Raw genomic sequence first — 24,311 nt, 5'->3', positions numbered from 1 at the left:
CCCAGCGACGGTAGCGACAGGACCGCACATGGACAATCCCGAATGGGCGCGCATAGTGCGCAGCATGGAACAGAGCTCGGATATCCTGATCGTCGGCGGCGGCCTGAATGGCCCTGCTTTGGCTTTGGCACTGGCACAAACAGGGCACAGAGTTACCGTCATTGACGCGCTGGCCGAAAAGGTTCGCAAAAATGCGGCTTTTGACGGCAGAGCCTATGCGTTGGCCCTGGCCTCGCAGCGCCTGCTAGAGGCGATTGGGGTTTGGACACGGGTTGCCAAACACGCGCAGCCAATGCTCGAAATCAAGGTCACCGATGGCCATGCAGGCGCTGGCCCGTCGCCGTTTTTCATGCATTTCGACCATGCCGAGATCGAAGAAGGTCCGATGGGCTTTATGGTCGAAGACCGCCACCTGCGCCGTGCCTTTCTGGACGCGATGGCCGCGGAAAAGGCCATTACCCAGATCAGCGGCAAGACGGTAGTGTCACAGCAGACCTCGGGAACAGGCGTCAGCCTGACATTGGATGATGGCGTGGTCGTCAAGGGTGCGCTGCTGATCGGATGCGATGGGCGTCGCAGCGGCACAGCGGAACGTGCCGGGATCAAACGCACAGGATGGGATTACGGGCAGACCGCGCTCGTCTGCGCCATCGAACATGACTTGCCGCATCATGGCATCGCGCATCAGTTCTTCATGCCACCCGGCCCTTTGGCCATTCTGCCTCTAACCGGCAATCGCAGCTCTATCGTCTGGAGCGAGCGAACAGAAATGGCCAAGCGCATCAACGCCCTGCCCGAGGAGGACTATCTGCAGGTCCTGCGCCCCAGATTCGGCGATTTCCTGGGCGAAATCCGTCTGGCCGGAGATCGGTTTACCTATCCGCTGAACCTGACCATCGCCAACTCTTTCATCGGAGAACGGATGGCACTGGTCGGAGACGCAGCCCATGGAATGCACCCGATTGCAGGCCAAGGCCTGAATGCGGGCCTGCGCGACGTGGGCGCCCTGGCCGAGGTGCTGACCCTGGCCGGACGGCGCGGGGAAGATATTAGTTCGCCACTGGTTTTGGAGCGTTTTCAGGAATGGCGACGGTTTGATACCGCGTCTTTGGCGATGGCGACGGATGTGTTCAACAAGCTGTTTTCCAACGACAATCCTCTACTACGGATCGGACGGGATATCGGGATGGGCGTCGTCGGGTCACTACCCGGCCTGCGTCGCGGTTTCGTGCGCGAGGCCGCTGGCCTGACTGGGGACCTGCCAAAACTACTGCAGGGTCGGGCGATCTAGTCCAGCTCTCGCGCCTCATCCACCAACATGACGGGAATGCCATTGCGGATCGGAAAGGCCAAACCCGCCGCTTTTGACACCAGTTCCTGTTTTTCAGCGTCATAATGCAGCGTTGTATGCGTCTTTGGACAAATTAGCGCCTCAAGCATGTGGCGGTCAAAAGCGTGTTCAACGGTGGTCATTGTAGTGTTTCCTCATTCGCTCCGCCGCGCATGGCGAATTCAATCAGTGTCACCAAAGTCTCGCGCCGGGTGCGCAAACAGGGAGCCTCTAGCAAGGCTTGTTTTTCTTCCGGATCAAAATCCAGCAACATCGACAGCGAATTCACAAGCAGTTCATCATTCGCGTCTTTCAACATATCCCAATCAGCCGACAACTTTCGCGACGAAAAGAACTTTTCCAACAGCTTCATAAGCCCCACGCGATCAAACCCCTCGTCGTGCTCGACCTTGCCAAGATCACGGTCAAACCCGCGCCAGGTCACGTTACAACGGCGGTATGGGGTAAATGCATCCAACTCGGCCTGAATACGGAACCGGGAGATGCCAGTCAGAGTGATCAGATAGCGGCCGTCTTCAGTTTCGGAAAACTGCGTCACCCGCCCCGCGCAGCCAATTTGGTGCAGCTTGTTTTCGTTGCTTTGACAGGGATTCGGTTGAACCAACCCGATCAACCGTTCCTGGGTTTTCAAAGCGTCGTCCAGCATCTGCAGATAGCGCGGCTCAAATATATGCAGCGGCAAGCGCGATCGGGGCAGCAACAGCGCCCCGGGCAAAGGGAAAACGGATACCGTTTCCGGCAGATCAGCGGGATGCATCATGTACCCGAGTGTAGCTCTGATCCAGAATTAGGCAAATATCATCGAGCTGAGCTTGCGCCGCCCGTTCAGAACAATCGGATCATTAGGTTTGAGCGCATCAAATATCGTGAACAGCTGAGACTTGGCCGCGCCGTCGTTCCATTCACGGTCGCGGCGGAACATTTCCAGCAGCTGCGCCACCGCCTCTTCAACCTCGCCATTGGCATGCAGGGCCTGCGCCAGATCGAACCGTGCCTGATGATTGTCAGGATCGGCCTCAACCGCTGCGGTCAATTCGGCCACCGGGCCGGCATCTGCCGCTTGCTTGGCCAGTTCCAACTGTGCGTTTGCCGCTTCAAGCTCTGGCGATGTGGAAATCTCCGCCGGGGCACCGTTCAAAATTGCCTCGGCCTGCTCCAAATCGCCAGTGGCGATATGCGCGCGTACCAGCCCGCCATAGGCAGCGGCATGGTTGGGATCTTCGCCCAGAATGGCGGCAAAGGTCTGTGCAGCATCCGCCGCGGCACCTTCAGTCAACATTTCTTCGGCAGCCTCGACAGCATCGCCCAGTTGACCACCCGGGCTTTCGCCGCCTGTCGCCTCGATCACGCGATCGACAAATGCTTTGATCTCGGATCCGGGCACTGCGCCCTGAAATCCGTCGATCGGTTGGCCTTTGTGAAAGGCATACACGGTCGGGATAGACTGAACGCGCATCTGTGAGGCTATCATCTGCGCCTCGTCCACATTGACTTTGACCATCTTGACCGCACCCTTGGCGGCGGTCACAGCCTCTTCCAACAGCGGGCCAAGCGTTTTGCACGGGCCGCACCACGGCGCCCAGAAATCAACGATGACCGGCACGTCCTGCGAGGCTTCGACCACATCCGCCATGAAAGTGGCTTCGGTCCCGTCCTTGATCAGATCGGTGGCGGGGGTGTCTGCGCCGTTCAGAAGGTCCATGGCTGTCACTCTTTCGATTAAACTTGCGCTCTATATGCAGTCGCTTGACCCGGAAACCAAGGGCAGAGTTTCACGTCAGACGTCAAAGGTCGCAAAGACCGGGGCGTGATCACTGGGCTTTTCCCACCCGCGCGCGTTGCGCAGAACGCGGCTGGAATGGCCTGCATTCGAGATATCCGGCGTCGCCCAGACGTGATCCAGCCGCCGCCCCTTGTCGGCCACGTCCCAATCCCGCGCGCGGTAGGACCACCAGCTATAAAGCTGCCCTTCGGGGATGTCCTGCCGGGTGACATCGACCCAACCGCCTGAGTCCTGTGTTTCGGCCAAAGCCTCGACCTCGACCGGTGTATGCGAAACGACCTTGAGCAACTGTTTGTGCGACCAGACATCATCCTCACGCGGAGCGATGTTCAGATCACCAACCAGAATGGATTTTTCCGGCTTTTCCGCGTGGAACCAGTCACGCATATCGGTCAGGTAATCCAGCTTCTGGCCAAATTTCTCATTCACCTCACGATCCGGCACATCCCCGCCCGCAGGCACATAGAAATTGTGGATCGTCACACCGTTTTCCAGCCGCCCCGCGATATGGCGCGCATGGCCGAGATCTGCGAAATCCATGTCGCCCGCCTCGACCATCGGCAGGCGAGACAGGATCGCAACGCCGTTGTAGCCCTTTTGCCCGCGCGCAACCATGTGAGTGTAACCCAGTTCGGCGAACCCTTCGGTGGGGATCTTGTCCACCGGAGACTTGCATTCCTGCAGGCACAGAACATCCGGCGCCTCTTCGCGCAACAATTTCAGCACGATAGGCTCGCGCAGGCGGACCGAGTTGATGTTCCATGTGGCAAGAGTAAAAGGCATAGGGGACTCCTCTGTCGCGGTTGGCGCACCCTAACGCGGCGCATTCTCAGGTGCCATCGTAAAAGAAAATATCAGGACGGATGCCCTGATGATTGGGGCGCATCATCGCAAATCTCGTACCAATGCGGTATCTCAGATACGGATTCGTGAAACTGGACTTTCAGATCAAACGGAGTGTCCAGCGCATTAGCCGCAATCGGAAAACTGTCCGCATCAGCCAGAATTTCACCAAGCGACGTCCCACAGGTATCGCAGAAACACCTGCCATATTTATAGGGCGGTTCAGGCTGGTAAGTGACAACTCGGTCCTTACCGTCCAGCCAAACAACATCATCTTTCTTGACGAAGACAACAGTGCTTGCACCTGCCTTCCGACAACGCGAACAATGGCATGTTCCCATAACCGAAGGTTCACTGGTAAGTTGGAATTTTACGGCGCCACACAGGCAACTTCCATGAATCACTTTCGCCTCCAATTTTGCATTCCAGAAATAGAACATTACATGAACATATACTTTGTCGCAATCCGCTAGGAGCCGCAAAACATTTTGCAGCACAAACAAAAAAGGCCGGGCCATCAGGCCCGGCAGTCCAACAGGGAGGTACATGTCATTACCCGGACATGTACGGGTTGGGAGTAACTTAAAGATGTCTACAGGGTATCACTTTGATCCAAGTCAATCCACATCAAGTTACGATACCAAGCGATATCCACCCGATTCTGTGACCAAAAGGCGCGCGTTGGATGGATCGGGCTCGATCTTCTGACGCAGGCGATAGATATGAGTTTCCAGCGTATGTGTGGTGACACCGGCATTATAGCCCCAGACCTCATGCAGCAGAATGTCACGGGCGACGACACCGTCGGCGGACCGGTACAGGAACTTGAGGATATTGGTTTCCTTCTCGGTCAGGCGAATCTTGCGGTCTTCGTCGGTGATCAGCATCTTCATCGCCGGCTTGAACGTATAAGGCCCGAGCACAAATACCGCGTCTTCTGATTGTTCATGCTGGCGAAGCTGCGCACGGATACGAGCCAGAAGGACCGGAAACTTGAACGGCTTGGGAACATAGTCATTGGCACCAGCATCCAGACCCAGGATGGTGTCCGCGTCACTGTCATGACCGGTCAGCATCAGGATCGGGCTTTTCACACCTTGCTTGCGCATCAGGCGGCACAGCTCGCGCCCATCCGTGTCGGGCAAGCCAACATCCAGAATGACCAGATCGTAAATCGCCTCGCGAGCCCGCTCCATGGCTGATGCCCCGTCCGACGCTTCGAATACATCAAAATCCTCGGTCATCACGAGCTGTTCGCTCAACGCTTCGCGCAGATCCTCATCATCATCCACTAGCAGGATTTTCTTTAGCTGTGCCATATCCGGTCCTCCTAAGCCCTTTTCCACCACTTGCGCGCGAAAGATGCAATCAACAAGGTTTGCTGCAACCGTTTCACGCCCTCGTGTCTCAGGATGAGGAATTGTTTCACATTTCCTTTTGATCAGGCTACATGAAGGGCTGATCGTTACAGGGTAACAACAGATGAGTCTTATCCCGGATATCTCGGAACTGCTTGCTCGGGCACGGGCTGACCTGCGCATGGGCTTGCCGGTCGCCCTGACGGATGACACCGGCTTTAGCGTACTGGCCATTGCGTCGGAAACGCTGAGCGCACAGCGGCTTGCCGACTTGCAAGGTCTGGGTGGCGATCCTGTTGTCGCAGTGACTGTCCGACGGGCCGAGACATTAAAGGCACGGGCCTATGACGGTGACCTGGCACGTGTGATCGTTCCGGCAGATGCCGATGTTGCCTGGGTACAGGCGGTGGCCGATCCCTCGGACGATCTGAACGCGCCTATGAAAGGCCCACTGATGACAGAGCGTCAGGGCAACGCCAATCTGCATCGCATTGCCATTGCTTTGACCAAGTCAGCCCACCTTCTGCCGGCGGCAATCGTTGTTCCTGTCCACGACGGCCGAACCTTCGCTACTGCACATGGCCTGACATGTATTGACCATACCCGCGCCGCGCCACATCTGTCGGATCGAAGCATTTTGAATGAGGTCGTCGCCGCCCGACTGCCGATGGAGGTATCCGAAGCCGGGCGCCTGCACGTTTTTCGCCCTGAAGATGGCGGCGAGGAACATTACGCAATCGAGATCGGCCGCCCCGACCGCAGCAAACCGGTATTGGCTCGGCTGCATTCGGCCTGCTTCACCGGTGATCTGATGGGCAGCCTGAAATGTGATTGCGGCCCACAACTGCGTGGGGCCCTGGCCCAGATGGGGTCTGAAGGGGCAGGAGTACTTCTGTATCTGAATCAGGAAGGCCGCGGGATTGGCTTGGCCAACAAGATGCGCGCCTATTTCCTGCAGGATCAAGGGTTCGATACAGTCGAGGCCAATCACCGTCTCGGGTTCGAGGATGACGAGCGCGATTTCCGTCTGGGCTCGGATATCCTGAAATTGCTCGGCTTCAGTTCCGTAAGGCTGTTGACCAACAACCCCGCCAAGATCGCGATGATGGAGAAGACCGGCATCGCCGTCACCGAACGCGTCCCGCTGAAAGTCGGCGAAACTGCCCATAACCGCGACTATCTGGCCACCAAAGCAGCCAAGTCGGGACATTTGCTGTGACACCCGCAGATCTGGTTCTAACCCGACGCGGCGTTCGTTTTCGCGGCGGGTATTTTCCCTGTTCGATCGGGAAAGGTGGGTTAAGCAACAGCAAGCGTGAGGGGGACGGCGCCACGCCGACCGGCTGCCTCAACATCGTTGGTATGCTGTACCGGCCCGACCGGCTCGCAAGACCGTCGCCTTGGGCCATCCCAATCGGTCCTCAGGACCTCTGGTCAGATGATGTGGAAGACACGCAGTACAATCATATGGTCAGCGCACCCTATCCTTTCAGCCACGAAAAACTCCGCCGCGCGGACCCGCTTTACGATCTGGTTCTGATCACTGACTGGAACTGGCCCAATGCGGTGGCCGGGCGCGGTTCAGCAATTTTCCTGCATCAATGGCGACGGCCTGGTTTTCCTACAGAAGGCTGCGTTGCCTTTCGGCGCGACCATCTGCGGTGGATCGCACGTCGAATCGAGCCAGGCACGCGGCTGATTATCCCTCAGGCTTAACTCGTTCGCCGAAAATGGCCGAGCCGACGCGCACATGGGTCGCGCCAAGTGCAATGGCCTGCTCGAAATCGCTGCTCATCCCCATGGATAGCCCTTTCAGACCATTGCGTTCAGCTATCTTGGCAAGCAAGGCGAAATGCAGAGATGGCTCTTCCTCGACAGGTGGAATGCACATCAGGCCCTGAATCGGAAGGTCGAGCCCGCGGCAATCGGCAATAAATGCGTCTGCCTCAGTGGGCAGAATTCCTGCCTTTTGATCCTCTTCACCGGTATTGACCTGAATGAACAGGTCCGGGCAAGTGCCGACCTCTTGCGCGAGCCGGGCCAGAGTATTGGCCAGTTTGGGGCGGTCAACAGAATGGATCGTGCTGAACAGATCCAACGCCTGACGGGCTTTGTTCGTTTGCAACGGCCCAATCAGATGCAAATCGACATCCGGATATTGCAGCTTGAATTCCGGCCATTTTCCGACGGCTTCTTGAACCCTGTTTTCACCAAAACAGCGATGCCCTAAAGCAAGCACTTCCGCTACACGCTCATTCGGCTGAACCTTTGACACGGCGATCAGCTTCACGGCCCCGACGTCCCGCCCCGAGGCAGTTTCGGCTTTGGTTATCCGGGCAGATATTTCTTGCAGCGACATTTGGGTCCTCGATCAGTTATGGGCGAAGAAAAACACTATGTCGGACAAAAAGAAAAGGGCAGGTCCGAAGACCTGCCCTTAAACCTTGCGGCTCAGATCAACTTAGAAGTTGAACTGTGCACCAAAGTCGGCACGTGTGGTCGAGTCGTCGCAGACGTCACAGTCGCTGACACCTACACCACCGCGCAGCGATACACCGCCACCCAGGTCGTAGATGGCGCCGATGCCGTACTGCTGCGTGTCCGCATCAGCGTTACCGTCACCGTAGGCGAAGGTCAGAGTGGTCGCGGCGCCAACATTGTAGGCACCCGATACACCCCAAGCAGTGCCGTCGGTGGCGTCAACTTCGGTTTTATCGTCAGCAACAAACAGCGTACCCGAGAAGTCGCCGAATTCTGCACCCAGGGTGAAGACCAGCAGGCTTGGATCGTCGCCACCAGTGCCCGCGTCAGTTTGACCATAGGCCAGCGCTGCAGTGATGTTGTTGAAGGTGTAAGTCGCGCTTACGTCCCAACGATCCGCGTCGGTTGTGCTGCCACCACCGTTAAAGATAGTTGCTTGGTCGTACGACGCACCAAAGGCGAAATCACCAACTGCGTACTGGAAGAACACAGCGTTCGAACCCGAACCGGTCGACGAGTAACCCAGGAAGCTATAGTCAACGGCAGAATACTGACCGATGAAGTTTTCCAGGCCAGGCTCGTTACCGTAGTAGTTTGCCAAGTTGTCGAAAGAACCAGCAACGTTGCCGGCGTCAACACGCAGACCACCGTAGATGACCGAGAAGCGCGCGCCGTTCAGGCCAGCCGAGTTGGCTTCGCCGGTGGACGAGTCTTCGTCAGCCTGCAGACGTACACGAGCCGAGAACTCAACGCCGCCATCGGTTTCGGCTGTGCCGTCGATGTTCAAGCGGAAGCGCGAGACCAGGATTGCGTCGTCAGTGTCGTTCGCGAACACGTTAACGTTCTGAACAGTTGCACTACTTGCAGTAGTGGTGGTGGTAGTGGTGGTGGTGGTGGCCGCTGTGCGGTCCTCCTGATAACCAATACCAAAACGGCCGTAGCCGCTGAACTTAACTTCGGCCGCTGCAACACTTGCGGTTGCAATCAGTGCGGTCGATGCGAAGAGAACTTTTTTCATCTTGTTTCCCTCGGTTTCAAAAGTTTTTTAACTCGACACGTGCTTAGGCACATGTCTCAGCACGGGAACCGTTTCGCCCTTTTTGCCCCTGTCACGCAAGCTTGGCATAAAAACTGACGCGCATTGGCCTAGAATTGGTGCAAGGATGCCACAGTCTGATTTGCCCACTGAATCAACCCCGAAGCCTGCTCTGGATGTGACAAGATTAAGCTTGTTGACGAACCAGACCTTGTCTAGGAGTAACGTGAATAACCTAAAACCAACGAAACGGAACCTGTCCAACATGCGCCTGCAGACAATTTTCGGTTTGATCATAGTGACAGCCGCGGTGTCGGCTTGCGGACAGAATCGCAACGCAGAACCCAGTGCAACGCCACTCAATGTGGATGGCGGTCGCTCGGACGAGCGTGAGCTGAACGATCCGAATCGCTCAACGATCTGGGATGTATTCAACACCGCAGACGCCGAGCAGGTTACCAATGTGAACCGCTATCTGTGGGCTGCCTCGCTGGATGTCCTTAACTTTCTGCCTGTGCAGGAAGTCGATCCCTTTACCGGTGTAATCGTAACAGGTTACGGCACGCCTCCGGGTGGCGGACGGCAATACAGGGCCACGGTTCACATCAGCGATCCCGCCCTGGCGGCACGATCCTTGTCGGTTGCGCTGCAGACCAGCGGGGGTGCCCCGGTCAGCGCGGCAACCACACGCGCAATCGAAGATGCAATCCTGTCCCGCGCCCGTCAGCTGCGCATTGCGGACAACAAGCTCTAGCAACCCGCTTCAAATCACAATATTACCACGCCGGGTTCATGCCCGGCGTTTTCATTACGAAGGACCGCACAATGTCGCGCTATTCGGCCACCGAAATCGAAGCAAAATGGCAAGAGGCCTGGGACAAGGCCGGAATCTTTACCGCCAACCACAAGGCGGACAAGCCGAAATACTATGTGCTTGAAATGTTCCCCTACCCGTCTGGCCGCATCCATATGGGACATGTGCGCAACTATACGATGGGCGACGTAATCGCGCGCCACAAGCTTGCGACCGGCCATAACGTGCTGCACCCGATGGGATGGGACGCGTTCGGGATGCCTGCAGAAAACGCTGCGATGGCTATTGGCGGTCACCCGAAAGACTGGACCTATGGCAACATCGCCGACATGCGCAGCCAGATGAAGCCTCTGGGCCTGTCCATCGACTGGTCCCGCGAATTCGCCACCTGCGACCCAGAATATTACGGCCAGCAACAGGCGCTGTTCCTGGATATGCTGCAGGCCGGTCTGGTTTACCGCAAGAACGCAGTGGTGAACTGGGACCCGGTCGATATGACCGTACTGGCCAATGAACAAGTCGAAGGCGGGCGCGGCTGGCGCTCGGGCGCATTGGTTGAACGGCGCGAGCTGACGCAATGGTTCTTCAAGATCAGCGATTACTCTGAGGAATTGCTGGATGCGCTGGACACGCTGGAGAACTGGCCGGCAAAAGTGCGCCTGATGCAGGAAAACTGGATCGGCAAGTCGCGTGGATTGCAGTTTGGCTTTGAACGCGTCGATAGTGGTGAGCCAATCACCGTCTATACAACGCGCCCCGATACGCTGATGGGGGCGTCTTTCGTCGGCATCTCGCCGGACCATCCGATTGCCAAGCAACTTGAGGCCGAAAACCCCGAAGTTGCTGAGTTCGTTGCCGAATGCCGCAAGGGCGGCACCACGGAAGAGGCCATAGAGACCGCCGAAAAGCTGGGCTATGACACTGGTATCAAGGTCAAACACCCGCTGGATCCGAATTGGGAGCTGCCGGTCTGGATCGCCAATTTCATCCTGATGGATTACGGCACCGGCGCCATCTTTGCCTGCCCGGCCCACGACCAGCGCGACCTGGATTTCTGCCGTAAGTACGGTTTGCCCGTCGTCGACACGTTCTTTGCGCTTGATAATGACACGCCGGTCGACAAAACCGCATTCGTTCCGCCGAAAACCGAAAAAGTCCGCTGGGTAAACCATTTTGCCGGGCTGACCGACGCCACGGGTGATGACGCAATCAACACCACCGTCGATTTCGCCGAAAAAGCGGGTTGGGGCGAAGGCGTTACCAAATACCGTCTGCGCGATTGGGGTCTGTCGCGTCAGCGCTATTGGGGGTGCCCGATTCCCGTGGTGCATTGCGAATCCTGCGGCGTGGTGCCCGAAAAGAACGAAAACTTGCCGATCCGCCTGCCCGACGATGTCACTTTTGACAAACCGGGCAATCCTCTGGACCGCCACCCGACCTGGCGCGACTGCGCCTGCCCGTCTTGCGGTGCGCCATCCAAGCGAGAAACCGACACGATGGATACGTTCGTCGATTCGTCGTGGTATTTCGCCCGCTTTACGGCTCCGCACGCGGAAACGCCGACCGATCTGGCCGAGGCTGAATACTGGATGAATGTCGATCAGTATATCGGCGGCATCGAACACGCTATCCTGCACTTGCTCTATTCCCGCTTCTTTGCGCGGGCGATGCAGATCACTGGCCATTTGCCGAAAAAGGCCATCGAGCCCTTTGATGCCTTATTTACCCAAGGCATGGTCACGCACGAGATTTATCAAACCCGCGACGCCAATGGCCGTCCGGTCTATCACCTGCCCGAGGATGTGACCGACGGCAAACTCGCCGACGGCACGGAGGTCGAAATCATCCCCTCCGCCAAGATGTCGAAATCCAAGAAAAACGTGGTCGACCCGGTCAGCATTATCTCGGCCTTCGGCGCGGATACCGCGCGCTGGTTCGTGTTATCCGATTCACCGCCCGAGCGGGATGTGGAGTGGACAGCATCAGGCGCAGAGGCTGCATTCAAGCACCTGAACCGTGTCTGGAACCTCTGCGACAAGATCGGCGCGATGGACCCCGAGGCAAAAGGCGACGGGGATCAAGACCTGCTGCGCGAGATGCACAAAGCCATCCATGACGTGACGCTTGGTGTTGAAAGCTTCGGCTTTAATGCCGCCATTGCAAAGCTCTATGCGTTTACCAATACGCTGGCAAAATCCAAAGCGGGTGCAGCGGCCCAAAAGCAGGCGATAAAGACGCTGGCACAGTTGATGTCGCCGATGACACCACATCTGGCTGAAGATATCTGGGCGCATCAGGGCGGCGAAGGTTTGATCGCAACAGCCGCCTGGCCCGTCGCGGACGAAGCTATGCTGGTCGATGACACTGTAACCCTGCCGATCCAGATCAACGGCAAACGCCGCGCGGAAATCAGCGTTCCAAAAGATATGGACAAGGCAGAGGTTGAAAAAATCGCGCTCAGCACCGAAGCTGTGCAAAAGGCACTGGACGGTGCCGCGCCGAAGAAAGTGATCGTTGTTCCAGGTCGGATCGTGAATGTCGTTGTTTAATCGCAGAAGCCTTTTGTTGATGCCGCTGGCTGCTTGCTTGCTGGCGGCCGCATGCGGGTTCCAACCCGTTTACGCGCCGGGCGGAACAGGTGAAGCATTGCATGGTAAAGTTGCTGTTACTGAGCCAAATTCCGTGGAAAGCTATTTGCTTGTCCAGAATTTGGAACAGCGGCTGGGCCGGGATGCGAGCGCACAAAAGCTGTATGATCTGGATGTTAAGGTTGCTACGGCCACGCAATCTGCAGCGATCACGACTACCAACGAGACGAACCGGTATACAATCGAAGGGCGCGCGGAATTTTCCCTCAGGTCCGCTGAAACCGGGCGGATTCTGGTATCAGGAAATGTCCATGATTTCGTGGGCTATTCCGCTGCAGGCTCAACCGTCTCGACGCTTGCGGACGAACGTGACGCGACCGAGCGGCTGATGATCATCCTGTCCGATCAAATCGTGAACCGCCTTTATGCAGCACCGGGCCTGACCCAATGAAGCTCAGCCCGCGCGAGGCTGAGGGGTATTTCGCCAGACCGGACGCGGGCAAGGCAGGGTTGTTGATTTACGGATCCGATGCGATGCGTGTGGCCTTGAAACGGCAACAGGTCTTGTCAGCCCTGCTGGGAGAAGGCGCCGAAGAGGAAATGCGCCTGACCCGAATGCCAGGTGGTGATCTGCGCGGGGAACCGGCTCTGTTGCTGGACGCGGTCAAGGCTGTCGGGTTCTTCCCCGGCCCACGTGCAGTTTTCGTCGAAGATGCAACTGATGTCGCCGCCCCTGCCATCATTACCGCATTCGAGGATTGGGCAACGGGCGACGCTCAGATCATCGTGACTGCTGGGCAGCTCAAACCCAGTTCAAAGATCCGTAAGGCATTCGAGTCGCATCCCGCAGCCTATGCCGTTGGGATCTATGACGATCCGCCCTCTAGGGCCGAGGTTGAACGGGTTCTGGCACAGGCCGGAGTCAATAACATTCCACCGGATGCAATGTCGGCCATCACCGAACTTGCCACGGCCATCAGCCCCGGGGACTTTACGCAAACCATTGAAAAATTGTCTCTTTACAAGCGCGGAGACGATACTGAATTGGCTCTCGAAGATATCGAGGCCTGTGCACCCAGCTCGACCGAGGCCGCTCTGGACGATGTCCTGAACGTGGTCGCCGAAGGCAGAGCCGGAGAGATTAGCCCGCTGATACGACGGCTGCAATCGCAAGGTACAAATGCGGTCAGCCTGTGTATCGGAGCAACCCGGCACTTTCGAACGCTTTACGCCTGTGCCGCCGATCCCGGTGGTGCGGCACAGGGCGTCGGCAAGTTGCGCCCACCCGTCTATGGAAAGCGGCGTGATCGTATTCTGCGGCAAGCACAGGGATGGGGGGCACCCAAACTGCAGACCGCTTTGACCGTTCTGACTGATACGGATCTGTCATTGCGGTCAGCTGGGCAAACGGCCCCAGCCATGGCTTTGGTCGAACGTGCCATGATCCGTCTGGCGATGCTGGCAAAGTCGCGTTAAGCGGTCCGCGCCAGCCAGTTTGCAGCTGATCTCCCGGCCCATCGCCCTGTCGCCAGACAGGCAGTTAGCAGATACCCACCAGTCGGAGCTTCCCAATCCAGCATCTCGCCGGCACAAAACATTCCGGGCCTGGATTTCAGCATCAACCCTTCGTCCAAAGCGCCTTGCCGAACACCTCCAACGGTTGAGATTGCCTCATCCATTGGCCGCAACCCCGCGTGGCTGAGGGGCAGAGATTTCAACGTTTCGACACTCAGACCGCTTCCCCTGTTCATCTCGTGATACAGAGCGATCTTTTGCGGAGACAGATGCAGAGATTTCTTCATCCATTGCGACTGCGTCGTCTTGGATTTCTTGGTTGCAATTTTCTGCTGCAAGGTAGTTACATCCAGATCGGGAACCAGATCAACACTCAACGGCGCTCCTTCTCGCAAAGCGGGCGTCAGGGAATAGAGCCCTCCGCCTTCAAGGCCTTTGGATGAAATCGTCGCCTCGCCGCGACTGATCACACCCCCGGCAGTCCACCCAACGGATTTGATCGCAGCCCCGTAATGCGGCTGCATATGTGCGCTCCAATCCACTGACAGGGCCGAGTTCGCCGGGGCAAATGGCGACAGGTCGACACCCGCCCCTTGCAGCAGCGGGGCCCAGGCGCCATCCGATCCCAACCGCGCCCAGCTTGCGCCGCCCATCGCCAGAATGGTCGCGTCTGCCTTGATCTGCTGGAGGCCTTCCGGAGTGTCGAATTCCAGGGCATCGCCGTTCCAGCCAGTCCACCGCCACCGGGTCTTGATTTGCACCCCCGCCGCATCAAGCCGCCCCAGCCACGCCCGCAACAGTGGTGAGGCCTTCATCGCCTTTGGAAACACCCGCCCGGTTGAGCCTGTAAACACCTCTTGCCCCAGATCGCGCGCCCAGTCCTGAACGGCGGTGGCATCAAACTCCGCCAGCATGGGGCGCAGCCACTCAGCACCGGGGCCATAAGACAACAAAAGTGTTTCGAGCGATTCATCCTTGGTCAGGTTCAGGCCGGACTTGCCCGCCATCAAAAGCTTTCGGGCGACCGAGGGTTTGGCCTCGGCCACCAGCACATCATGACCTGCGGCGGCCAGTTCACCCGCCGCCATCAGGCCCGCTGGCCCGCCTCCGATCACGACGGCTTGTGCCATTGCTGTCCTCTTGCCTTTTGCGCCCTGCGGCGCGACGTTACGCTGATATGACCGACCGCGACCCGATCTGCCCCCTCTGCGACCGGCCGATCCCCGATGGGAACGGCAGCCAGCACCATCTGATCCCAAAACTGAAAGGGGGCAAGGGCGGTCCCACGGTTTTTCTGCATGTGATCTGCCACAAAGAGATCCACGCCACCCTGACCGAAGCGGAACTGGCGCGGGATTTCAACACGGTTGAAGCTTTGCGCACCCACCCTCGTCTTGAGAGATTCCTAAACTGGGTCCGCAAACGCCCCGCCGGGTTTCGATCGAAAGTGCCAGGAAAACGGCGTGGCCGGTGATCAACCCGGCAGGACCGGGTCGCCAAAGGCATCATGGCCGGGCTGGGCCAGGCCCTGCATCTCGAGCCCGCGGAAATCGGGAGTCCGAACAAACGCGGCCCCGGCGGTGTGCTGAAACTCAAGCGTGGTATAGGGGCGTTTCCAAAGCCATTCGCGGTTCTCAACAGACCACAGGTCAGCATTAGGGGGAACCTCGTCGGTGAAGGCATAAAAGTGCAGATCGAACCCATATTGTGCCACATCCTGCACAGATAACAGCTGCATCCCCTGTGCACGACAAAAGGAATCCTCGGCCGCGATGTTCCCGGTGCGCAGGGTGATTTGTCCAATACGCGCATCCGCGAAAGGGGTCTTGGGATCGGCGATACCGTCCGGGCGATTGCCACGGAAATCGTGTTGCAGCAGTTCGATCACGAAACCCTCGGGATCAGTCAGGTGGCACATATAGCCGATATCCAGAAACTGGTCCGGCTCTGAAACCTCGATGTCTTTTTCGCGCAGATAGGCGGCGGCCAGATCAACATCCGGCAGGGTGATGCCGATCTTCCAATATCTCTGGCCCCGATCATGTGTGTACCCGCCCCCGCCGGGCATCAAAAGCAGATCGGCATCCTGCCCGACATATCCCAATCGCAGGCTTGCGCCCTGCCGGCGTGCAGTCATACCCATTGCATCCCCGTAAAACTCGGCAAGACGATCCGTGTCAGCCACGCGCAGACGCAGGGCAGACAACCTCATGAACATAACCGCGCGATACCGGTCGCAATTTCAGGATTGGCGGCGACGCTGTCAGCCACCAGATCAAGGGAGGTCTGCATCAGGTCTTCAGGTGCAACTACGCGATCGACCAGCCCAAAGGCATAAGCCTCATCCGCAGTGATCTTTTGCCCGGCCATCAAGATCATCTTTGTCCGAGCCGGACCGATCAGGGCCGCCATGCGTGCGGGATCAGAGGGTTGTGGCAGAAAACCCAGCTTCATCACCGGATAAAAGAACTTGGCTTCCGGTACGGCGATGCGGATATCGCAGGCCAGAACCATGCCATTGGCCCCACCAGCCAGCGTTCCGTTCAGTGCGGCAACCGTCAGGCAGGGTAACGCGGCGATAGCAGCCGACAACCGCTCCCACAGATCCGAGGTCGCCAGGCCGGCGCGCGCCTCTTCCAGATCGGCGCCGGCGCTGAACACTTTGCCAGCCCCGGTCAGGATCAGCGCACTTGCGTCGGTCGCGGCCTCGGCAATCTCGCACAGCTCGGTCAGCATCGCAGCGGTCAGCGCATTTGCCTTGTCGGGGTTGTTGAGCGTGACTGTCCACAGCCCGTCCGCCTTGTTCAGTTCAATCACGTCAATCCAACCCTTTGCCGAATATCCTCGCGCCGCAGCGAAATTTCGGTTCCCAGAAACTCATCCGCGTCTGACGAACACATCCACAACAGCGCCCGCGCCGGCCAATCGGCGGGGATATGATCGGTCCAATCCAACTGGCTGACGGCGTTGATCCCGCTGGCCTTGATGACCCGCTGCATATCGGTTGCAACCGTGCCGGGCGACAGGCCCATGGCGCGGATCTCATTTGAGGATTCCTCAAGATGCAGACATTCCGTCAGCATCTTGGCACCGGCCTTCGATGCGCAATAATGGCTCCAGGCCTCGACTGGGTTCGACGCCGCACCGGAAGAGACCGTCAGGACAGTCCCCCCACCCGCAGCGCGCATAACCGGCAGCGCGGCACGCATTCCGTGAAATACACCCTTGAGGTTGATGTCGATCACCTTGCCCCATGAGGCAACATCAGCGCTGGATAAATGGAAGATCGGGTCTATGACACCCGCATTGCCGATCAGAACATCCAGTCCGCCAAACTTGTTTACACACTCTTCCACGGCCAGCTCGACCTGGGCGAAGTCACTGACGTCGCAGGCCAGTGCAATAGCGTTTTCACCAAGCGACGACGCCAGTTCCTGAATTTGATCCCGATTACGCGCCACTAGCACGACATTAGCCCCTGCTGCGGCAAATACGCGCCCTGCCTCGGCCCCGATGCCGCGACTGGCCCCAGTGATCAGTACGGTTTTCCCCTGCATAAGGTTCCAGTACCTCCATTGTCCTGAGAATTAATGAACCTCTATCCTGCGAACGGGGAATGGGTCCAGCCCTTCCCCCTTGACGCCCGCCGCCACCGGCATCACCATGCGCGCAAATTTGATCAAGAAGGGTTCTATGATGTCCGTTTTTCTCCGCCGCACCTGCGGCGCAGTTCTGGCCTACACTGTCATTTCGCAGGGGGCGCTTGCCGACGTTACTCCACAGGAAGTCTGGGATGACTGGCAGTCCTATCTGGCGCAGATGGGCTATACTGTATCAGGTGACCAGACAGATACCGGCAATGGTATCACCATCGAAAACCTGACGATGTCGATGGATCTCCCGGAAGAAGAGGGATCGTTCAGCATGGCCATGCCTGAAATGACCCTCACCGACAATGGCGACGGGAGCGTCAATATTGGTGTCCCGGAAAGTTTCCCCATGACCGTCACCGGCAATGTCGATGGTCAGGACGAGTCATTTACAGTCGATATCGAATACCTCCACAGCGGGCTTGTTATGACCGTCTCTGGCGATCCGGATGATGTGACTTACGATTACTCTGCAGACAGCCTTGGAATCAAACTGGGTAACATCGAAGTCGACGGTGAAACGTTGCCGCCCGAAGTGGTTGGTGGCTACCTTGAAATGGCGGATGTGAGCGGCAGCTCGCAAATGAAGATCGGCGAAAACCGCGATGTCGACCAAAGCTTTACGGCATCAGAGATGACCTACAGCTTGGCATTTCAGGATCCCGAAAGCGACGACGCTGGAAAATTCGACGGCACGCTTGGCGATCTGGCCTTCGACGGCACCAGCATTATCCCTTCGGATTTCGATTTCTCTGACCCTCAGGCAATCTATGACGCTGGCTTTGCGTTCTCGGGCCTCTTTACCTACGGATCGGGCCAGACCTCGATGGCGGGTAGCAGCGAAGGCGAAGACTTTACGCTGGCCAGCGAATCCGAAGGTGGACGACTTTCCGGTAGCATCGACGCCAACCGACTTGAATATGACGTCGAACAAAACAGCGCCAAGATTGCTGTAACCACTGCGGAACTGCCCTTTCCAATCGAAATTGCCATGGAAAGTGCTGGTTTCAAGTTCGAATTCCCGCTCCATGAATCTGAAGAGATTCAGCCCTTTGGCCTGGCCATGAACCTGTCGGACTTCACCATGTCAGACGTACTGTGGAGCATTTTTGACCCCGCAGCCGCCCTGCCACGCGATCCGGCCACGATTGCGCTGGACCTTTCCGGTACGGCCAAAGTGCTGACCAACCTCTTTGACCCAGAGGCCGTAGAGGCGCTTGAGTTTGCGGACGAAGCGCCGGGTGAATTGCACTCTCTGACGATCAACGAGTTGCTGGTCTCTATGGTCGGTGCGGAACTGTCCGGCGATGGCGACTTCACCTTCGACAATTCCAACACTGAGGAACTGGGCGGTCTGCCGACCCCCGCTGGCGTTGCGAACCTGCAACTGGTTGGTGCGAATGCCCTGATCGACACTCTGATCGGTATGGGTCTGATTGCCGAGCAAGACGCAATGGGCGCGCGAATGATGATGGGTCTCATGGCAGTGCCAGGGGAAGAGCCCGACACGCTGAATTCGACAATCGAGTTCAAGGAAGATGGTCAAATTCTGGCCAATGGACAGCGCATCAAATAAAAGAAACAGGGAAGGCGGCCCGGCTGCCTTCCCTTTTACGACGAGCGCCGGCGAACACGCCGGAACAGCACCGACCCACCGCTGCTGACACGTTGATCGTAGGCAAACCCAAGTGCCGAAAGATGATCGAAACAAGCCTTGATCCCGTGCAATCCGATCTTACGGGTGTGGACCTCAAGATAGACTTTCTGGACATTCACAAGATCGACCCCGTCGAACAGAAACTTCTCGCCTCCTTCGATATCGACGATCAGCACGTTGGCTTCAAAGTCCCGCAGAATTTCTGACAGAGGACGTTCCGGCACGCTGACCTCTCTGACATAGTCCGGATCAGGGTCCAGAGATGAGGACCAGAACGGTTCACGTATGTAAAATCGGGCGGTTCCGGGAACCCGTGTATCGCCGAGAGCAACCGCGTTCACCACCTCGACATTCGCAATGTCATTTGCCTTGTGGACACGGCCGATGAATTCACACAGCGTCGGGTTCGCCTCGATGCACATTGCGTGGCGTACACCAAGCTGCGTCACCAGATAGGATGAGATGAAGCCGATCCCAGCGCCCAGCTCTACCACGCGATCCTTCGCGTCGATGAATTTCGGCAGACCGGTCACTTCGTCTTTTTCGTAACGCTCGGCCAGGATTGAACGCTTGACCTTAGGCGTAATGATCTGCGGATCATCGGGGATCGTAACCCCGCGCAGCGATAGATTGTTCTGCATGTTGTGGCCTGCCCGTTCTTCCTGCCCAGTCGTCTCATTCTCATCCACTTGGATCAACTACTAACCTACGGCTAAGGACAAAACAGCGGAATTATTGCAGCCACATGCGAAATTCGCCTTTCTGGCCTTTCTGCAAACCCCCGAAAATGACCGCAGGTCTTGCGGGACGGACGGGCGGACGATAGGTCCAAAGAAACAAGACCGGAGGCCACATGATGCGCACACCCGAAGAGATCAGCCAACACCTGCTGGATGCGGCACGTAAGGCAGGGGCTGAGGCCGCGGATGCCATCGTGCTGGACGGGTCTTCGGTCTCGGTAGAGGTACGCTCTGGCGCGCTTGAGGCCGCCGAGCGGTCCGAGGGCACCGATCTGGGACTGCGGGTGTTTCTGGGAAAGCGTCAGGCCATCGTCTCAAGTTCCGACAGCCGCCCCGAAACCCTGACGGCCATGGCCGAACGCGCCGTTGCCATGGCCCGCGAAGCGCCCGAAGACCCGTTTACCGGTCTGGCGGATGAGGCTCAGCTGATCCGGGATTGGGATATTCAGGCGCTGGAACTGCGCGATCCCGCGCCGGAACCCACGGCCGAAGACCTTTTGCAGGACGCTCTGGCGGCGGAATCCGCGGCGCTTACGGTCGACGGTGTCACACAAGTGTCGGATGCCGCAGCCGCCTATGGCACCCACCGCGTGCATCTGGCCGCCACCAACGGCTTTTCCGGCGGGTATGAGCGCAGCAGCCGGTCGACCTCCTGCGTGGCAATCTCGGGCCAGGGCACCGGGATGGAGCGGGATTACGACGGCGACAGCCGCACCTTCCAAAGCGATTTGCGCAGCCCGGACGAGATTGGCCGGACCGCAGGCGAACGTGCAGTGGCACAGGTCGGCGCGCGCCAGCCTGCAACAGGCGTCTATCCGGTTCTGTTCGATGAACGGATTTCCTCGTCGCTGATCGGGCATCTTCTGGGCGCCAGCAACGGCACATCCATCGCGCGCGGCTCGTCCTGGTTGTCGGATTGTCTTGGACAGCAGGTTCTGCCGGAATATCTTTCGCTGATCGAAGACCCACATCGCCCGCGCATGTCCGGGTCGCGCCCCTTTGATGCCGAAGGCCTGCCCACACAACGCCGGGCGATCATCGAAAACGGTGTATTGACGGGCTGGACATTGGACCTGTCCAGCGCACGCAAGCTCAAGATGGCCTCGACAGGAAATGCTACGCGGGGCGTGTCTGGGCCTCCGTCACCAAGCAACTGGAACCTCAGCCTGACACAGGGCGAGCGCAGCCATGCAGAGCTGCTGCGCGATATGGGCACTGGACTGCTGGTAACGTCAATGATCGGATCGACCATCAACCCCAATACAGGGGATTACTCTCGTGGGGCTTCGGGCTTTTGGGTCGAAAACGGAGAGATCACCCATCCGGTCAACGAATGCACCATCGCCGGAAATCTGCGCGATATGCTTCTGCGGATTATTCCGGCGAATGACGCCCGCCCCTATTTGTCGCGTGTGGTCCCATCGTTGCTGATCGAGGGAATGACACTTGCCGGCAACTGACCTGCCCCTGCTGATTGACGCCGCGCGCGAGGCTGGAAAGATCGCAACCCGGTATTCCGGGGCAAAAGCACAACGCTGGGATAAGCCCGATGGTGCAGGCCCGGTAACCGAGGCTGATCTGGCCGTGAACGCGATGCTCGAACAGCGATTGCCCTCTGCGCGACCGGGTTACGGCTGGCTCAGCGAAGAGACCGAGGACACCCTGCATCGCCTGTCCCGGGACCGGGTTTTTATCATTGACCCGATCGACGGCACCCGTAGCTTCACCGAAGGTTCCTCAACCTGGGCGCATTCCCTGGCTGTGGCGGAACATGGTCAGGTGACGGCGGCGGTCATTTACCTGCCCTTGCGTGACCTGTTGTATGCAGCGGCCAAGGGCCAAGGGGCCACACTAAACGGCGCGCCGATTGTCGTATCGGACACCCAAGACATCACGACGGCCGAGATTCTGGCCGCAAAACCCAATCTGGACAGCCGGCACTGGTGTCAGGGCCGGGTTCCTCAATTCCGTCGAAACTATCGCCCGTCGCTTGCCTATCGATTGGCATTGGTCGGGCAGGGTCGCTTTGACGGAATGTTGACACTGCGCCCCAGCTGGGAATGGGACATCGCGGCAGGGGATTTGATCGTCCAAGAGGCAGGTGGCATATGTACGGACCGGCTTGGCGCCCCACTGCGCTTTAACAACCCACATCCGCGCCTGAATGGTGTCATCGCGGCAAACCCGCCATTGCACCGGCAACTGGCTGATCAGATTGACCCAGACAGTGCGGGCATTGCGCCATGAGCAAACCGCGATCCCTTAGTCTGGCGGCCTATCGCGTGCTTTCGTGGGGCGTACCCGGCAACGGGGACCAACCCTATGTGCCCCGACCATCAGGAGATCTAATCTGGATTCACATCGCCAATCCGGGTCGCCTTCGCGCGATGATGGATTTCTGCCACAGACTGCTGCAGTCGCGCCCGGGCCTGTCGGTTGTCCTGTCGGCCCCACCCGAAGCGGACCTGAGTCAGTGGGACTGCTCGAAATACATACTTGTGAACCTACCTTCGGAACAAACCGGCGCCGCGCGGGTGTTTCTGGACCATTGGCGTCCGAATATTGGCATTTGGGTTGGCGGCGGGCTGATGCCCAATGTGATTACCCGTGCCCACGAGCGCGAAGTGCCGTTGATCCTGATCGAAGCTGAAATCGACCTGAACACCGCGCGTGGGACCCGGTGGCTGCCCGATATCAGCCGGTACACTCTCGATTGCTTTCAACGAATTCTGGCTACCAGCAACGAAACGGCCCGGCAGATCCGCAAACTGGGAATCGCCTTCACCAAGGTCAGCGAGGCGCCTCCTCTGCTGATAAGTCCGAACCCTTCTCCGTGGCCCGAAGACGAACTGATCGAAACCAATCACGCCTTTTCAAGCAGACCCATCTGGCTCGCGGCCTGGGTGAAGGATAAAGAGTTCATCTCGGTCCTCAGCGCCCACCGTCAGGCCATGCGGATGCTGCCCCGGTTGACCTTAATCCTGCATGTCGCCGACATACAGGAAGCCGCCCCACTGCACCGGCGGCTCGAAGCCATGGACTTGCGCTGCATCAACTGGGACGATGGCGGCATGATTGAAGATACCACACAGGTCGTCTTGTCCTCGGATCCAGAGGTTTTGGGCTTGTGGTACCGTGTTTCGGCAGTGTCCTTTATCGGCAACTCGCTCGAACGGGGCGACGGGGGACAGGATCCGTTTGGTGCGACCGCCCTGGGATCGGCTGTCATACATGGCCCACATGTTGACCAGCATCAGACAGCCTACGATCAGCTGGACCAGGCAGGCGCCGCTTTAACGGTCCGAACCGCAACCGAACTTGGGGATGCCGTGGTAGAGCTACTTGCGCCTGACCGCGCGGCGGATATGGCTTTGGCAGGCTGGCAGATCGTGACCGACGGCGCGCCGCAATCAGATCAGCTGATCGAACTGGTACAGGACTATCTGGACGAACGGAGCACCGACGATGCGGGCACCTGACTTTTGGAACACCGCTCCGGATCAGTTGGACCTCAGGGCCCGGCTGCTGTCCCCGTTGGGACGGGTTTATGCGGCGGCGACAGCCCGCAGGTTGGCCTCGGAAACAGGTTTCAACCCAGGCGTCCCCGTTATCTGCATTGGAAACCTGAATGCAGGCGGGACCGGCAAAACACCAACCGTGATCTGGATGATCGAACAGCTGCGGGACGCGTGGCATCAGACCCATGTTGTCACCCGAGGCCACGGCGGCGCACTGACAGGACCTGTGCGCGTCGATCCTGGCAAACATACGGCGGCAGAAGTCGGGGATGAACCGCTGCTGCTGGCCGCATTTGCGGATGTCTGGGTGGCCAAGGACCGCGCCGCGGGCGCAAAAGCCGCTGCCCAGGCCGGGGCAACGGTAATCCTGTTGGATGACGGGTTTCAGAACCCCTCGGTCGCCAAGGATTTCTCGGTCATCGTAGTGGATGCCGTACGTGGTTTCGGCAACGGATTGTGCCTGCCTGCGGGTCCATTACGCGAGCCTGTTGATGTCGGATTGCAACGGGCCGATCTGGTGTTGTCGCTGGGCGGCTCAGACGCGCAGACACAGTTCGCCGCCCGCTGGGGGGGAAATCTGACGGTTCCACATGCGACCGGTGCGGTCGAACCGCTGCAGACCGGAATGGATTGGACGGGCACGCCGGTTCTCGCCTTTGCAGGAATTGGTCATCCGGAAAAGTTCTTTGCCACATTGCGCCAACAGGGCACCACCCTGCTGCGGGCCGAGGCGCTGGACGATCACCAGCCCCTGACACCGGCCCTGATGACACGGCTAGAGAATGAAGCACGCCTGCTGGGCGCTCAGATGGTCACGACGGAAAAAGATGCGGTCCGCCTGCCAGCCGCCTTTCGCAGCAAAGTCATCACCCTACCAGTCCGGCTGAATATGGACGAGGGCGACCGGGTCAAACAGTTGCTACTGCAGGTCGCGCCTTCGCCCTGAAGGCGACCGGCCCTGACAGGCCGGTCGTATT

General features: G+C 58.4%; 26 protein-coding genes. 13 read left to right on the top strand and 13 right to left on the bottom strand.

Features of this window, described 5'->3' with window-relative positions; all coding sequences use genetic code 11:
* Window positions 1-64 precede the first annotated feature (64 nt).
* Window positions 65-1,291 (top strand): FAD-dependent monooxygenase, encoded by a 1,227-nt coding sequence (locus AC2FIC_RS15690; RefSeq protein WP_496692578.1) that lies wholly within the window; start codon window positions 65-67, stop codon window positions 1,289-1,291.
* Here the strand turns inward: AC2FIC_RS15690 and AC2FIC_RS15685 are convergent.
* The 6 genes from AC2FIC_RS15685 to AC2FIC_RS15660 all read right to left on the bottom strand — a co-directional run bounded on the left by AC2FIC_RS15685 (window position 1,288) and on the right by AC2FIC_RS15660 (window position 5,296).
* Window positions 1,288-1,473, bottom strand: coding sequence for a Trm112 family protein (locus tag AC2FIC_RS15685; RefSeq protein WP_142637084.1), 186 nt, complete (start codon window positions 1,471-1,473; stop codon window positions 1,288-1,290). The two genes, AC2FIC_RS15690 and AC2FIC_RS15685, sit on opposite strands and share 4 nt — an antisense overlap.
* Window positions 1,470-2,111: an LON peptidase substrate-binding domain-containing protein gene (locus tag AC2FIC_RS15680; protein WP_496692517.1), complete on the bottom strand. Its 642-nt coding sequence runs from the start codon at window positions 2,109-2,111 to the stop codon at window positions 1,470-1,472. The genes AC2FIC_RS15685 and AC2FIC_RS15680 overlap by 4 nt, the downstream gene beginning before the upstream one ends.
* Window positions 2,112-2,138: 27 nt before the next feature.
* Window positions 2,139-3,053 carry a thioredoxin gene (gene trxA, locus AC2FIC_RS15675; RefSeq protein ID WP_496692518.1) on the bottom strand — a complete coding sequence of 305 codons (915 nt, stop codon included), beginning with the start codon at window positions 3,051-3,053 and terminating at the stop codon, window positions 2,139-2,141.
* Between the two features lie 75 nt (window positions 3,054-3,128).
* Entirely contained in the window at window positions 3,129-3,917 is a 789-nt protein-coding gene (locus AC2FIC_RS15670) for an exodeoxyribonuclease III (RefSeq protein ID WP_496692519.1), read from the bottom strand.
* Between the two features lie 71 nt (window positions 3,918-3,988).
* Window positions 3,989-4,381 (bottom strand): GFA family protein, encoded by a 393-nt coding sequence (locus tag AC2FIC_RS15665; RefSeq protein ID WP_496692520.1) that lies wholly within the window; start codon window positions 4,379-4,381, stop codon window positions 3,989-3,991.
* 228 nt (window positions 4,382-4,609) lie between these two features.
* On the bottom strand, window positions 4,610-5,296 hold the full coding sequence (locus AC2FIC_RS15660) for a response regulator transcription factor (protein WP_142637092.1): 687 nt from the start codon (window positions 5,294-5,296) through the stop codon (window positions 4,610-4,612).
* A 163-nt stretch (window positions 5,297-5,459) separates the two neighbouring features.
* Between AC2FIC_RS15660 and ribA the strand changes: the two genes are divergently transcribed.
* Together ribA and AC2FIC_RS15650 are read left to right on the top strand one after the other, a co-directional pair.
* Window positions 5,460-6,554, top strand: coding sequence for a GTP cyclohydrolase II (gene ribA / locus AC2FIC_RS15655; RefSeq protein WP_496689928.1), 1,095 nt, complete (start codon window positions 5,460-5,462; stop codon window positions 6,552-6,554).
* On the top strand, window positions 6,551-7,051 hold the full coding sequence (locus AC2FIC_RS15650; RefSeq protein WP_496677835.1) for a L,D-transpeptidase family protein: 501 nt from the start codon (window positions 6,551-6,553) through the stop codon (window positions 7,049-7,051). Before ribA ends, AC2FIC_RS15650 begins: the two co-directional genes overlap by 4 nt.
* On the opposite strand, the gene AC2FIC_RS15645 is transcribed toward AC2FIC_RS15650, so the two are convergent.
* Together AC2FIC_RS15645 and AC2FIC_RS15640 are read right to left on the bottom strand one after the other, a co-directional pair.
* Window positions 7,035-7,694 (bottom strand): YggS family pyridoxal phosphate-dependent enzyme, encoded by a 660-nt coding sequence (locus tag AC2FIC_RS15645; RefSeq protein WP_142637099.1) that lies wholly within the window; start codon window positions 7,692-7,694, stop codon window positions 7,035-7,037. The genes AC2FIC_RS15650 and AC2FIC_RS15645 overlap by 17 nt on opposite strands.
* A 102-nt stretch (window positions 7,695-7,796) precedes the next feature.
* Window positions 7,797-8,834: a porin gene (locus tag AC2FIC_RS15640; RefSeq protein ID WP_496692521.1), complete on the bottom strand. Its 1,038-nt coding sequence runs from the start codon at window positions 8,832-8,834 to the stop codon at window positions 7,797-7,799.
* Between the two features lie 283 nt (window positions 8,835-9,117).
* On the opposite strand from AC2FIC_RS15640, the gene AC2FIC_RS15635 reads away from it, so the two are divergent.
* The 4 genes from AC2FIC_RS15635 (at window position 9,118) to holA (ending at window position 13,730) form a co-directional block, all read left to right on the top strand.
* Window positions 9,118-9,606: a DUF3576 domain-containing protein gene (locus tag AC2FIC_RS15635; protein ID WP_142637277.1), complete on the top strand. Its 489-nt coding sequence runs from the start codon at window positions 9,118-9,120 to the stop codon at window positions 9,604-9,606.
* 71 nt (window positions 9,607-9,677) lie between these two features.
* Window positions 9,678-12,215: a leucine--tRNA ligase gene (gene leuS, locus AC2FIC_RS15630; protein ID WP_496692522.1), complete on the top strand. Its 2,538-nt coding sequence runs from the start codon at window positions 9,678-9,680 to the stop codon at window positions 12,213-12,215.
* Entirely contained in the window at window positions 12,202-12,705 is a 504-nt protein-coding gene (lptE, locus tag AC2FIC_RS15625; RefSeq protein WP_142637105.1) for an LPS assembly lipoprotein LptE, read from the top strand. Before leuS ends, lptE begins: the two co-directional genes overlap by 14 nt.
* Window positions 12,702-13,730 (top strand): DNA polymerase III subunit delta, encoded by a 1,029-nt coding sequence (holA, locus tag AC2FIC_RS15620; protein ID WP_142637107.1) that lies wholly within the window; start codon window positions 12,702-12,704, stop codon window positions 13,728-13,730. The genes lptE and holA overlap by 4 nt, the downstream gene beginning before the upstream one ends.
* Here holA and AC2FIC_RS15615 read toward each other — a convergent pair.
* Window positions 13,727-14,899, bottom strand: a complete 1,173-nt coding sequence (locus AC2FIC_RS15615; RefSeq protein WP_496692523.1) for a TIGR03862 family flavoprotein — start codon at window positions 14,897-14,899, stop codon at window positions 13,727-13,729. The two genes, holA and AC2FIC_RS15615, sit on opposite strands and share 4 nt — an antisense overlap.
* Before the next feature lie 47 nt (window positions 14,900-14,946).
* Here AC2FIC_RS15615 and AC2FIC_RS15610 point away from each other — a divergent pair, with 47 nt between their 5' ends.
* The gene (locus AC2FIC_RS15610; RefSeq protein WP_496692524.1) at window positions 14,947-15,243 is read left to right on the top strand and encodes an HNH endonuclease; all 297 of its coding nucleotides are present in this window, start codon (window positions 14,947-14,949) and stop codon (window positions 15,241-15,243) included.
* Here AC2FIC_RS15610 and AC2FIC_RS15605 read toward each other — a convergent pair whose 3' ends face one another.
* From AC2FIC_RS15605 to AC2FIC_RS15595, 3 genes are read right to left on the bottom strand one after another with little or no spacing between them, the layout of a single operon-like run.
* Window positions 15,244-15,981 carry a VOC family protein gene (locus AC2FIC_RS15605; protein WP_496692525.1) on the bottom strand — a complete coding sequence of 246 codons (738 nt, stop codon included), beginning with the start codon at window positions 15,979-15,981 and terminating at the stop codon, window positions 15,244-15,246.
* Window positions 15,978-16,586, bottom strand: a complete 609-nt coding sequence (locus AC2FIC_RS15600; protein ID WP_496692526.1) for an enoyl-CoA hydratase/isomerase family protein — start codon at window positions 16,584-16,586, stop codon at window positions 15,978-15,980. Before AC2FIC_RS15600 ends, AC2FIC_RS15605 begins: the two co-directional genes overlap by 4 nt.
* A complete protein-coding gene (locus AC2FIC_RS15595) occupies window positions 16,583-17,326 on the bottom strand; it encodes an SDR family oxidoreductase (protein ID WP_496692527.1) in 744 nt (247 codons plus the stop codon). The genes AC2FIC_RS15600 and AC2FIC_RS15595 overlap by 4 nt, the downstream gene beginning before the upstream one ends.
* Before the next feature lie 139 nt (window positions 17,327-17,465).
* Between AC2FIC_RS15595 and AC2FIC_RS15590 the strand changes: the two genes are divergently transcribed.
* Window positions 17,466-18,995, top strand: coding sequence for a DUF2125 domain-containing protein (locus tag AC2FIC_RS15590; RefSeq protein WP_496692528.1), 1,530 nt, complete (start codon window positions 17,466-17,468; stop codon window positions 18,993-18,995).
* Window positions 18,996-19,030: 35 nt separating this feature from the next.
* On the opposite strand, the gene AC2FIC_RS15585 is transcribed toward AC2FIC_RS15590, so the two are convergent.
* Window positions 19,031-19,765: an FkbM family methyltransferase gene (locus tag AC2FIC_RS15585; protein WP_496702720.1), complete on the bottom strand. Its 735-nt coding sequence runs from the start codon at window positions 19,763-19,765 to the stop codon at window positions 19,031-19,033.
* Window positions 19,766-19,929: 164 nt separating this feature from the next.
* Between AC2FIC_RS15585 and AC2FIC_RS15580 the strand changes: the two genes are divergently transcribed.
* From AC2FIC_RS15580 to lpxK, 4 genes are read left to right on the top strand one after another with little or no spacing between them, the layout of a single operon-like run.
* A complete protein-coding gene (locus AC2FIC_RS15580) occupies window positions 19,930-21,276 on the top strand; it encodes a TldD/PmbA family protein (protein WP_496692530.1) in 1,347 nt (448 codons plus the stop codon).
* Complete coding sequence (locus AC2FIC_RS15575; RefSeq protein WP_496692531.1) at window positions 21,263-22,063, top strand: inositol monophosphatase family protein; 801 nt, start codon at window positions 21,263-21,265, stop codon at window positions 22,061-22,063. The genes AC2FIC_RS15580 and AC2FIC_RS15575 overlap by 14 nt, the downstream gene beginning before the upstream one ends.
* Entirely contained in the window at window positions 22,060-23,295 is a 1,236-nt protein-coding gene (locus AC2FIC_RS15570) for a 3-deoxy-D-manno-octulosonic acid transferase (RefSeq protein ID WP_496692532.1), read from the top strand. Before AC2FIC_RS15575 ends, AC2FIC_RS15570 begins: the two co-directional genes overlap by 4 nt.
* Entirely contained in the window at window positions 23,282-24,280 is a 999-nt protein-coding gene (gene lpxK, locus AC2FIC_RS15565; RefSeq protein ID WP_496692533.1) for a tetraacyldisaccharide 4'-kinase, read from the top strand. The genes AC2FIC_RS15570 and lpxK overlap by 14 nt, the downstream gene beginning before the upstream one ends.
* Window positions 24,281-24,311 lie beyond the last annotated feature (31 nt).

This window comes from Ruegeria sp. CDSC079, from assembly GCF_059610505.1.
The sequence above is the reverse complement of the archived record's forward strand: the minus strand, read 5'-3'. Positions and strand labels throughout refer to the sequence as shown.